This is a genomic window from Rhizobium sp. S163, from assembly GCF_030380805.1.
In the GTDB taxonomy this organism is placed as follows: Bacteria; Pseudomonadota; Alphaproteobacteria; order Rhizobiales; family Rhizobiaceae; genus Rhizobium.
In genome coordinates, this window is sequence record NZ_JAUDSA010000018.1 from 440,224 (window position 1) to 451,930 (window position 11,707).

Annotated in this window: 8 protein-coding genes and 1 tRNA gene; 5 read left to right on the forward strand and 4 right to left on the reverse strand. The window is 60.8% G+C overall.

Annotated features, from left to right (window positions below; all coding sequences use genetic code 11):
* Nucleotides 1-28 precede the first annotated feature (28 nt).
* A complete protein-coding gene (locus tag QTL96_RS17730) occupies nt 29-1,531 on the reverse strand; it encodes an altronate dehydratase family protein (RefSeq protein WP_112940964.1) in 1,503 nt (500 codons plus the stop codon).
* A gap of 239 nt (nt 1,532-1,770) precedes the next feature.
* Between QTL96_RS17730 and QTL96_RS17735 the strand changes: the two genes are divergently transcribed.
* The gene (locus QTL96_RS17735) at nt 1,771-2,682 is read left to right on the forward strand and encodes a GntR family transcriptional regulator (protein WP_289728604.1); all 912 of its coding nucleotides are present in this window, start codon (nt 1,771-1,773) and stop codon (nt 2,680-2,682) included.
* An 857-nt stretch (nt 2,683-3,539) separates the two neighbouring features.
* Nucleotides 3,540-5,252, forward strand: coding sequence for a flagellin (locus QTL96_RS17740; RefSeq protein WP_289728605.1), 1,713 nt, complete (start codon nt 3,540-3,542; stop codon nt 5,250-5,252).
* 171 nt (nt 5,253-5,423) lie between these two features.
* Here QTL96_RS17740 and QTL96_RS17745 read toward each other — a convergent pair.
* A tRNA-Thr gene (locus QTL96_RS17745) sits at nt 5,424-5,499 on the reverse strand.
* Between the two features lie 130 nt (nt 5,500-5,629).
* The gene (locus tag QTL96_RS17750; RefSeq protein ID WP_289728606.1) at nt 5,630-6,601 is read right to left on the reverse strand and encodes a nitronate monooxygenase family protein; all 972 of its coding nucleotides are present in this window, start codon (nt 6,599-6,601) and stop codon (nt 5,630-5,632) included.
* 247 nt (nt 6,602-6,848) lie between these two features.
* Between QTL96_RS17750 and QTL96_RS17755 the strand changes: the two genes are divergently transcribed.
* A complete protein-coding gene (locus QTL96_RS17755) occupies nt 6,849-8,036 on the forward strand; it encodes a hypothetical protein (RefSeq protein ID WP_289728607.1) in 1,188 nt (395 codons plus the stop codon).
* Nucleotides 8,037-8,077: 41 nt separating this feature from the next.
* Here QTL96_RS17755 and ppk2 read toward each other — a convergent pair whose 3' ends face one another.
* Nucleotides 8,078-8,959 (reverse strand): polyphosphate kinase 2, encoded by an 882-nt coding sequence (gene ppk2, locus QTL96_RS17760; protein ID WP_289728608.1) that lies wholly within the window; start codon nt 8,957-8,959, stop codon nt 8,078-8,080.
* A gap of 206 nt (nt 8,960-9,165) precedes the next feature.
* Between ppk2 and phoR the strand changes: the two genes are divergently transcribed.
* Together phoR and QTL96_RS17770 are read left to right on the forward strand one after the other, a co-directional pair.
* Nucleotides 9,166-10,437 (forward strand): phosphate regulon sensor histidine kinase PhoR, encoded by a 1,272-nt coding sequence (gene phoR / locus QTL96_RS17765; protein WP_289728609.1) that lies wholly within the window; start codon nt 9,166-9,168, stop codon nt 10,435-10,437.
* 198 nt (nt 10,438-10,635) lie between these two features.
* Entirely contained in the window at nt 10,636-11,670 is a 1,035-nt protein-coding gene (locus QTL96_RS17770) for a substrate-binding domain-containing protein (protein ID WP_113009851.1), read from the forward strand.
* Nucleotides 11,671-11,707 lie beyond the last annotated feature (37 nt).

Genomic DNA, 11,707 nt, shown 5'->3' on the forward strand with positions numbered 1-11,707 from the left:
CCTCCCTGAAGACTGTCGATATTATTGATTAAAGCGTTGCTCCAAGATGCCAAGGCACGAATTCGTTATCGCCGTAGCCGAACTCCTCGCTCTTGGTCTTCTTGCCCGATGCCGTATCGATGATCAGGTCGAAGATCTCGCGTCCTTTTCCAGAGATCGTCGCATCGCCGCTGGCGATCGTGCCGCAGTCGATGTCCATGTCCTCTTCCATCGAGGCATAGAGCGCCGAATTGCTGGAGAGCTTGATCGACGGCGCCGGGCGACAGCCGAAGCAGCTGCCGCGGCCGGTGGTAAACGCGATCATGTTGGCTCCACCCGCAACCTGCCCGGTGGCCGAGACGGGATCGTAGCCGGGTGTGTCCATGAAGACGAGGCCCGGCGCGGTCACCCGTTCCGCATAACCATAAACCGCTGTCAGCGGCGAACGTCCGCCCTTGGCGACAGCCCCGAGAGACTTTTCCAGAATGGTCGTCAGCCCGCCGCGCTTGTTGCCGGGGGAGGGGTTGTTGTCGAGCGAGGCGCCGTGCATCGCCACATATTTCTCCCACCAGACGATCTTCTCGTCCAGCTTGCGGGCGACCTCTTCGCTGACCGCGCGGCTGCGCAGCAAGTGCTCGGCGCCGTATATCTCGGAGGTCTCCGACAGGATCGCCGTGCCGCCGGCAGCAGCCAGAAGATCAGCCGCCACACCCAGTGCCGGATTGGCGGTGATGCCCGAGAAGCCGTCGGAACCGCCGCACTGCATGCCGATGATGATATCACTGATCGGCAGCGGCACGCGGCGCTCGCGCCCGACATCGTCGGCGATTTCCTTCAACATGCCCATGGCGCGCTCGACCGCGCGGCGCGATCCGCCGGCATCCTGGATATTGAAATGACGCTTGGAATTGCCGGCGCCGCTTTGGCCGTAAAGCGTCAGCTGGTTGACCTCGCAGCCGAGGCCGATCATCAGCACGCCGCCGAAATTCACATGCCTGGTATAGCCGGCAAGCGTCCGGTGCAGAACGGCCATGCCGTCGCCCGTCGAGCTCATGCCGCAGCCCTGGTCGTGCACGATCGGCACGAAACCGTCGATCCCCTCGTAATGCGGCAGGATGGTGCGGTTGGCCTGGTCGGCGATGGCGCGACAGACCGTGGTGGAACAGTTCACGCTGGCGATGATGCCGATATAGTTGCGTGTCGCCGAGCGTCCATCGGCGCGCTTGTAGCCCATGAAGGTGCGCGCGCGGTCGGCCGCACTCGCTTCTTCCGGCGCCGAATTGGCGGTGGCGGCCAAGCGGTCGTTTTCGAAATGCAGGTTCTGGCTATGGATATGCTGGCCGGCCTTGACGTCGGATGTCGTGCGCCCGATCGCCTGCCCGTACTTCACGACCGGCTGCCCGAGCGCGATATCGGTCAGCGCGATCTTATGGCCGGGGTCGATCTTCTCCAGCGTCGTTATCCCCGCCACCATCTCGCCGGCGGCGATCGGGGCCGTGGCCACCGCGACATTGTCGCCTGATGACAGGATGATCCAAGGGTCTTTCTTCAACGATCTTCTCCCTAGGGAAACACTCGCTGCATCGGCGAATGCGCATTGCTTTTGTTTTTTATCTACAATAAACATTTTCAAGTCAACGGGATTATTGATCCTGTGGACGAGGGAGGCAAACAGCCGCGGACGATCCAAAATAAGATAAGGATCGCCGAGAGATAAGCTCCTGCCACGCGCCGGCGCCCGCCATTCGCGGGCTTTCGCCGTGTGCTGCAGGGCAACAAGGCGGGGTGTGCATGGCGCGGCAAAACACGGTCTTCAAGGAAGCGTATAATCGCTATGTCGCGGCTCTGCGCGCCGATGAGACCCTGCCCTCCGAGCCCGATATCGCCGCCAAGCTCGGCATCAGCCGCAGCACCGCCCGCGCCATCCTGACTCGGCTGGACGAGGAAGGCATCATCAGCTGGAACAAGCGTCAGAAGGTGGTGTTGCGCACGCCGACTGAGGCCGATCTCTTTCCCTCGGAAGAGACTGATTCCCTGCACAACATCATCGAGCGCAGCTTCATGCAGCGCATCCTGTCGGATGATGCGGCCCCCGGCACGCAGATCAACGAACTGGAGCTTGCCCGCGACATCGGCACCGGCACGACCAGCGTGCGCGAGTTCCTCATCCGCTTCTCGCGCTTCGGGCTGATCGAGAAGCGGCCGAACAGCCACTGGATTTTGAAGGGCTTTACCCGCGAATTCGCGCTGGAGCTCGCCGAGGTCCGCGAGATGTTCGAGCTGCATTCCGCCGCCGAATTCGGCCGGCTGCCCAGGGATAACGAGGCCTGGCGGGCACTGGCCGAGATCAAGGCCGAGCACCACGCCCTTCTCGAGGATCTCGACGGTCGCTACAAGGAATTCTCAGCCCTCGACGAGCGCTTCCATTTGCTGATCCATGGGGCCGCGAAGAACCGCTTCATCGCCGATTTCTACGACGCCATCGCCATCGTCTTCCACTATCACTACCAGTGGAACAAGGCCTTCGCCCGCCAGCGCAACGAACGCGCCATCCACGAGCATCTGGATTATATCGCAGCCCTTGAAGCCGGCGATCCCGCCGCGATCGACGCCGCCTGCAGGGTGCATCTGCGCTCCGCGCGCCAGACCTTGCTGCAATCCCTGCCGCAGCCTGCGGTCGACGGGGAAACGCTCGCGAAATAGTGCTGTGCGGCGCCATATAGGCGAAAAAAAGCCCGCTCAAGGCGGGCCAGGTCTCGCGAACTCAATACAATCGATAACGCAATACCAACGAGACAGCTCAACCTAACACCCCGCGCGCCGCCTTGCACTTCGCTCATTTGGATGAGGTTCGCAGGCTGGCATCAGGCAATGGGAGCATGCGCCGCTCACCGCGCTGCGTATCTTCGGCAGACCGAAGCAGGCTCGTCAGCGACCAGCTCAGCGCCGGGGAAAATCATTCCATCCGGAAGCGCGCGCCTTCGCGAACACGATCTGCGCTTCGCGCCCCAGAAAGAGCAGGCCGAAGATGCCTATGATCGTCAGGATATCCCACATGTGCGCTCTCCCCAATTGCGTTGCGGGCCGTGCCTCAGACCCCTCATGACACGGCCCGCCCAATCCAAACGCGACCGCCATCACGTTTCAGGACGATCGCACTCATATGCGACATCAATGCGTCGCGGTATCGCGAATTCTGGGGATGTGGCCGTTTGGCGCATCACTTTACGGTGCGCGCGCAAGGCAAATCGTGAGCGCGAACGATGTTTGGATCTGCAAATATTTCTCGGCCGGCCCATTCTTGCTGTCAGGTCAAGTTCTCGAGTTTCTGATCGGAAATATCTGAGAATGTCTTGAGAACTACTTGGTGAGGCGACGCCCGCGAATTTTTAAGCGGGAGCAACAAGAACAACTTCCAAGTTGTGCCATTTTCATAAGATTTAGCTAATGGCATCCACACTTTGTTAACTGCGAATTTCTTAGTTTGGCACCCATAGGCTGTAAGAATCAGCCGTAACGCTCTTCGTTTTAATTCAAGGTTTTATTTATCTGGATCTCCGATGACCTCCCTTTTGACGAATACCTCGGCACTTGCAGCACTACAGACGCTAAGCTCTCTCAACTCAGGACTGCAGGAAACCCAGGGCCGGATATCGTCGGGTCTACGTGTGGAAGCGGCTTCCGATAATGCCGCCTACTGGTCCATCGCGACGACGATGCGGTCCGACAGCAAGGCGGTCTCGGCCGTCTCGGACGCTCTCGGAATGGCATCCGCCAAAGTCGATACAGCCTACGCCGGCACCGACTCGATCGTCGATGTTCTGACCGAGTACAAGGCAAAGCTCGTTGCCGCGACTGAAGACGGTGTCGACAAGGCGAAGATCCAGGATGAACTGAAGCAGCTTAATCTGCAGGTCGAAAGCATCGTGGCTTCGTCGAGCTTCAATGGTGTCAACTGGCTGACGACGAATGCTCCGACGCATCTCATGGTCACCGATGATCTTACCACCTCTGTCATGTCGTCGTTCGTTCGCTCGGATGACGGTTCGGTTAAGGTGGAAACGGAAAGCGTAAACATCAAGCTCAGCAGCATGCTAAACACCGGTGGCGGCGGCATCCTGCAAAAGGAACTTGACGGTGTCGGCAATATCGGCGGCTTCCGCGGCACGGGTATCAATTCCGTCGCCCATGAGGGCCATGAGAACCGTGATTTCACCGGCCCGGCCACTTTCGGTGCATCCGATTACATCGATTTTGACATTGTGGTCGACGCCGGAGACTATTCCGCCGGCGAGACCTTTACCGCGCTCAGGATCGACAAGAGCGTGATCGACACTGCTTTGGGCTCGACCGACGGCAAGATCGGCAACGCTTCCGACATGCGCAAGGTGCTCAACCAGGTCTTTGCCGATAACGGCGTTCCTGCGACCGCCAACGAGACGCTTTTCTCCCGCTCGCTGACGTCGAACCAGTTCGAGATCGGTTCGCTCGAGACCTCGGGTCATCCTGGTTCCAGCATCGACATAACCGGCGTTACATCGGATTTCGGCGGCGTCTATCCAACCGGCTTTGCGCTGGGCCTGGAAAAAGCGCCGCTCAGCAATCACGACAACATGTATCCCGAAGCCCACATGACGTTCGGCCGGTCGTTCACCGTCTCCGAGAAAGCGTCCATCACCTTTGACGTGCAGGTTGGCCCCAACCCGCTGCAGACCTATAGGATCGACCGGACAACGGTCGATGCCGCGCTTGGCACCAGCGATGGCTATGTCGGCAACGCCACGGACCTAGCCACTGTCATCGCATTCGCCTCGGCGGGCAGCGATTTGGTGATCACGCCATCCGGCGACACAATCACCTTTTCGGCCGATCGGACCCTCTATCCGGAAGCGGGCAATCGCGCCGCCCGCGTCAGCGTCGGCAACGTGCAGTCTGATCCGCCCTGGACGCTTGAGTTCGACCTCGACGAGGTCGATGTCACCGGCTCCGCCTTTGGTGTCGATGAGTATCTCACCGGCGTCGAGTACATGCTGAAGCGATCGATCGAAAGCGCCAGCACGCTCGGATCGCTGCAGAAGCGTATCGACGGGCAGACGCTTTTCGCCAGCAAACTCATGGACAGCCTCGACAGCGGCGTTGGCCGTCTGGTCGATGCCGACATGGAGCAGGAATCCTCCAGGCTCGCCGCCCAGCAAACCCAGCAACAACTCGCCATCCAGGCGCTGTCGATCGCCAACTCCGCGCCGAGCGGCATCATGAGCCTGTTCCGGTAATCCATGAGCCTGTTCCGGTAATCAAAGTCGAGTGTGTCCGGCTGAGGGGAGCGCCCTCAGCCGCTACCGGTTTGGGCAGCATCGAGCGGTCATCGTCTTAGGCGTCGGCCACGCTATCGTTGCGCGCGAAAGCCGGCGAAATGTCGAAACTCTGAGAAATCTGAAGAAAAATGGTGCCGCTTGCAGGACTCGAACCTGCGACCCCATCATTACGAATGATGTGCTCTACCACCTGAGCTAAAGCGGCAATCCGGCGGGTGATTTGTGTTCGGCCCGCGATTTGCATGGCGCTGATACAAGCATTGTCGGAAGATTTCAAGCGCCCTGTCACCTCTTTGGCAAAAAAGAACGCGGCTGTGGAAACATGCCCGCGCCGTTCAGGCTGGCGAGGGGAGCGCCAGTCGGTCGCGCGCTGCGTCATATTCTTTTTTCATGCGGTCCACGAGCGCCTCAACGGGTTCTACGGCCTTGATGGCGCCGATGCCCTGGCCGCTGCCCCATATGTCCTTCCACGCCTTGGCGCCGCCCACGGCCTGTTCGAAATCCATCTTCGAGGCGTCGGCGACCGGCAGGTTGTCGGGGTCGAGGCCGACGGCCTTGACTGATGGTTTCAGGTAGTTGCCGGCAACGCCGGTGAAATAGTTGGAATAGACGATATCGCTCGACGCGCCGTCGACGATCGCCTGCTTGTAGGCGTCGGAGGCGCGCGCCTCGTCGGTCGCGATAAAGGGGCTGCCGATGTAGGCCATGTCGGCGCCCATCGCCTGCGCTGCCAGGATCGCGCTGCCATTGGCGATCGCGCCGGCAAGCAGAAGCGGGCCGTCGAACCACTCACGGATCTCTTGCACCAGCGCGAAAGGTGACAACGTCCCGGCATGGCCGCCGGCACCCGCCGCCACCGCGATCAACCCGTCCGCACCCTTGCGGATCGCCGAATTGGCGTGCCGGTTGTTGATCACGTCATGCAGCACGATGCCGCCATAGGAATGCACGGCGGCGTTCACCTCGGGCACGGCGCCGAGCGAGGAGATGACGATCGGCACCTTGTATTTCACGCAGAGCATCAGGTCGTGCTCCAGCCGCTTGTTCGACGTGTGGACGATCTGGTTGACGGCGAAGGGTGCGGCCGGCCTGTCCGGATTGGCGGCGTCGTGCGCTGCGAGATCCTCGGTCATCATCGCAAGCCATTCGTCGAGCTGGCTCTCCGGCCGCGCGTTGAGCGCCGGGAACGCGCCGATGACACCGGCCTTGCACTGCGCCAGCGTCAGCGCCGGGTGCGAAATGATGAACAGCGGAGAGGCCACCACGGGCAGTCTGAGGTTTCGCGTCAGGATCGAGGGGAGGGCCATGGGTCACCGTGAAGAATTGACGTTTACGAAAACGTCAATGTGATAGCAGAGAGTTTTCGCCAGGAAAAGACCGTGTCGCGGTTCCGCCAACATCGCTTGCTCTATAAAAAGGCCTGCCTTTCGGTATTATCCCCTATTGAACGGGCGCCGGCGGCAGCCTCAGCCTTGCGGTTTACGGCATCAGCCGCTACCGCAGTTGCATATTGTTTAAGCATATGACGCCTGTCATCAGCACGAAGGACCGGACGTGAGCGGATTAGAAACGGCTATCAGAACGGCGCTAGACAATGCCGATCGCGACAATCCCGAAGTCCGAGCCAAGATCTATCAATCCGCGCGCCAGGCGCTGGAAGCCGGCCTGCGCAAGCAGGACGTCACCGATACCAACGCGATCGCCCATCATCGCCACCGTCTGGAAACGACGATCCACATGATCGAGGCGGAGGAGCGACAGCGCCTTCATCCGCGCCAGGGGCCGCCCGAGGTGCCGGTGCCGCCCGTCGTCGACATCCCGCCACCCCCGCCGCCTCGCGCGCCTGATGATTTCGACAGTCCCACCATCGGCGGCGAAACGCGGGCGCCCGCGCCTGACGTCATGGTCGCCGACAATCGCTACCAAGAGGACTCCGGCCTCGGTGGCCTGCATGCCGGCGATGCCGATCATCTGGCGGCCGCTCCCGAACCCTTCGCGGCCGAGAAGAAGCCGGCCAACATGGATTTCCGGCCCGAGCGCGCCGTCGCTCGCCGCAAGCCGCGCAAGTTCTTTTCGCGGCTGCTCGTCTGGTGCGTCCTGCTCGCCTTCATCGGCATGGGCGCCTGGTGGGCGCATACGTCCGGCCTGCTGATGTCGGCGGCCGAGCGCGATACCAGCGTCGCCAATCCGCCCGCCACCACCGCGCCGGAGGATTTCAACGGCGCGAGTGACAATCATACCGCTGACAGCGACGCCAGCCAGGCGCCGGTCATCGATCCGCAGAATTCCTTCTCCGCCGCCTGGCTCGAAATCTTCAAGCCCTCCGACGCGAACAAGATCGTCAAGGGTCCACAGTCGCGCGTCGAGAGCATTGCCGAAAACGATGGTCCGGCGCTGCGCCTGACCTCCCAAAGCGCCGGCGCCGATGGCAATGTCGGTATCACGGTTCCGCCCGATATCCTGCAGCAGCTCGCCGGCAAGTCCTCGACCATCGCTGTGACCCTGCAATCGACCTCCGACGAGCCGACGCAGATCACCGTCGAATGCGATTTTCAGTCGCTCGGCGATTGCGCCCGCCACCGCTTCACGGTCAACCGCGAAAAGTCGGATGTCCTCCTGCAGGTTCGCTTCGATCGCTCGCTCGCGCCGACCTCGGCCGGCACGCTTTTGATCAACAGCGACGTGGACGGCAAGGCGAGGGGCATCAACCTCTACGCCGTGCGCATCCTGCCCGGCCAATAAGGCGGTCGAGCAGCGCGCTCAGATAACGCACTTGGGCGCGGTCACTTCAGGAACTTCGGCCCCTGGCCGATGATCTTGTCGTCGAGCTTGCCGATCGCGTCCTTGTCCTTGCCGTCATAATCGATCGTCTTCAGCATGTGGCGGATGAGGTTTATACGGGCGCGGCGCTTGTCGTTGGCGTGAACCACGGTCCAGGGCGCGAATTCCGTGTGCGTTTCCTTCAGCATCCGGTCGCGCTTTTCGCTGTAGTCGTCCCACTTGGTCAGCGCCGCGATATCCATCGACGACAGCTTCCATACTTTCCTCGGATCATGGCGGCGGTCGTGAAAGCGCTTCAGCTGCATCTCGCGGCCGATATCCAGGTAGAACTTGAAGAAGAAGATGCCCTCGTGGCTGATCACCTTCTCAATCTGCGGCGCCTGCGCGAGAAAATCCTCATATTGCCTCTGCGTGCAGAAGCCCATGATCGGCTCGACGCCGGCGCGGTTGTACCAGGAACGGTCGAAGAGCACGAACTCGCCCGCCGTCGGAAACTGCGCGATATAGCGCTGGAAATACCATTGCCCGGCCTCGCGGTCGGTGGGTTTCGTCAGCGCCACCACGCGGGCGAGACGAGGGTTCATGTGCGCGGAGGAGGCCGATATCGCGCCACCCTTGCCCGCCGCGTCGCGGCCTTCGAACAGCGCCATCACGCGTTTGCCGGTTGCCTGCAGCCAGAACTGGACTTTGACCAGCTCGATCTGAAGGGCCTTCAGCTCTTCGAGATACTCTTCTTCCTTGAGCTTCTTGTTATAGGGGAAGTCGCCCGATTTCAGCGCCTCCTCGTCCACCCAGTCGGGCAGCACCGGATCGTCCACGTCGAAGACGCGCTTCTTGCCCCTGATATCCAGTTCGACTGCTCTGCTTTCGACATCTTCCGACATGGCGATCCTCCTCGGTATGTGCGTAGCCGCCAAGGCGAACATATTTCCTTTTGAAAATCAAACCTCTCGTCATCGGTAAAAATTATGTGCGCAGTTGGGGTGCATTGTCGGTTTGCTGGCGGCATCGGTAAACTTCTGTCATGAAAGAGCGCTATCAGGCGAAGTTTGATAGCCAACGAAGAACGAATCGACGTCGCGAGGGGCACTTGGAACAGCAAACGCCATGGACGGCCAAACTGGCGGCGAAGCTCCGTCGGGAGAGCTTCGTGCTTCTCGTCGCGCTGGCGATTGCGTTCATCGCGGTGACCGCTGGCATGAACGGCTGGGGCGTGCTCGGTCTGCTGGCGATCATGCTGCTTGCTATCATGTGCTCGTCCGAGCCTCGTCCCCGCGTGGTTGCGGCCCCGCCGGCGTCCGAGGTCGAGGAACCTGCTGCGCGCAGTCTTCTGCCCGAGGTGTCGGCGACGCTTTCGGCGCTCGACATTCCCGTCATGGTGCTGGCCGGCGATGCCTCCGTGCTGTTCCAGAACCGCGCCGCTGAAAAGGCCTTCGGAGAGATGGTCATCGGTGCGCATATCTCAGCGCGCCTTCGTTCGCCCGGTATTCTCGACATGGTTCGCGAAACCATCGTCACCAACGCGCCGAACCAGATCGAGCACTCCGAACGCCTGCCTTCCGAGCGCGTCTATATTGTCCGCAGCTCGCCGGTGGAGCTTGGCGCTGTCAGCGGTGCAAACCATGGCGCAAGCGAGCGCTTGTTCGTCCTGTCCTTCCGAGACATATCGGAAGTTCGCCGCATCGATCGCATGCGCTCGGATTTCGTGGCCAACGCCAGCCACGAGCTGCGCACGCCGCTCGCCTCGCTGCGCGGCTTCATTGAAACCATCCAGGGACCGGCGAAAAGCGATTTCAAGGCGCAGGAGCGCTTCCTCGGCATCATGTTCGACCAGACCACGCGCATGAGCCGCTTGGTCGACGACCTCTTGTCCCTGTCACGCCTTGAGTTGAAGTCGCATATCGCGCCGGATGAGAAGGTGGATCTTGTCCCGCTGCTCGGCCATGTCCGGGATGCGCTTCTGCCCCTCGCCAACGATGTCGGCGTCGATATCCAGCTGCATCTGCCGGAAGGCCGAGCCGAGGTGGCGGGCGATCGCGACGAGCTGGTCCAGGTGTTTGAAAACCTGATCGAAAACGCCTGCAAGTATGGCCAGGAAGGCAAACTCGTCGAGGTCTTCCTGAAGAATGGCCCCAGCGGACCCGTCGAGGTCACCGTCGTCGACAAGGGGCCGGGTATCCCGGCCGAACACGTACCACGCCTGACGGAGCGCTTCTATCGCGTCAGCATCGAGGATAGCCGCTCCAAGAAGGGCACGGGCCTCGGGCTTGCCATCGTCAAGCACATCCTCACGCGCCACCGCGCCCGCCTGATCGTCAAGTCCGAGGTCGGCAAGGGAACGAGCTTTACCGTCCGGTTTTGACATAAAAGACAGTCCGGTCTTTATGAAGTCTGATTTTGTCTATGATTTTCAATTGCATAGACTGTCATAAATGTTTCACTGAACTGACATAAAAGCTCTTGTCATCAGAGGCTAAAGAATGCGTGCCGCTGACAGAGACGGCACCGTCAAAGGGCCGTTCAGGCCCCACCCAGACAGTTATAAGCCCGGGAGACTATTATGAACGCTTTTAAACTCACGGTCGCTGCACTTGCTGCTTCCGCCGCTTTCGCAGGCGCGGCTGTTGCTCGCGACCAGGTCCAGGTCAGTGGTTCGTCCACCGTTCTGCCTTACGCCAAGATCGTTGCCGAAACTTTCGGCGAAACCTTCAAGGACTTCAAGACGCCGGTCGTTGAATCCGGTGGCACCGGCGCTGGCCTCAAGGAATTCTGCAAGGGCGTAGGCCCTGACACGATCGACGTTGCCAACGCTTCGCGTCCGATCAACGCCAAGGAACTGGAAGCCTGCAAGACCGCCGGCGTTACCGACATCCAGGAAGTCAAGATCGGCTACGACGGCATCGTCTTCGCAACCGACTCGTCCAACCCTGACGTCGCTTACGAGCCGGCCGACCTCTACAAGGCTCTCGCCGCTCAGGTTGTTGTCGACGGCAAGCTCGTCGCAAACCCCTACAAGAAGTGGTCTGAAGTCAACTCGAAGCTCCCGGCTGTTGATATCGCTGCCTACATCCCCGGCGAAAAGCACGGCACCCGCGAAGTGTTCGAACTGAACGTTCTCGCTGCTGGCTGCAAGGATAGCGGCGCTCTCGACGTGATCTCCAAGGAAATCGCTGACAAGGCTGCCCAGAGCAAGGCTTGCGTTGCAGTTCGTAAGGACGGCGCTGCAGTCGACATCGACGGCGATTATCCGGAAACGCTGGCACGCATCGCTGCCAACAAGACCGGTGTTGGCGTATTCGGCCTCTCCTTCTACGAAAACAACGCCGACAAGCTGAAGGTCGCTACCGTCAAGGGTATCGTTCCGAGCCCGGAAACGATCGCTGACGGCACCTACCCGGTTTCCCGTCCGCTGTTCTTCTACGTCAAGAAGGCTCACCTGGGCGTTATCCCGGGCCTGAAGGAATACGTAAACTTCTTCGTATCCGACCAGATGGTTGGCCCTGACAGCCCGCTCGTCGAGTACGGCCTGGTTGCTGCTCCGGACGCTGAGCGCGAAGCGACCCGCAAGGCAGTCGAAGACGGCAAGACCATGTAATAAACTTTGCCGGCGCGATCCAAAGGGTCGCGCCGGC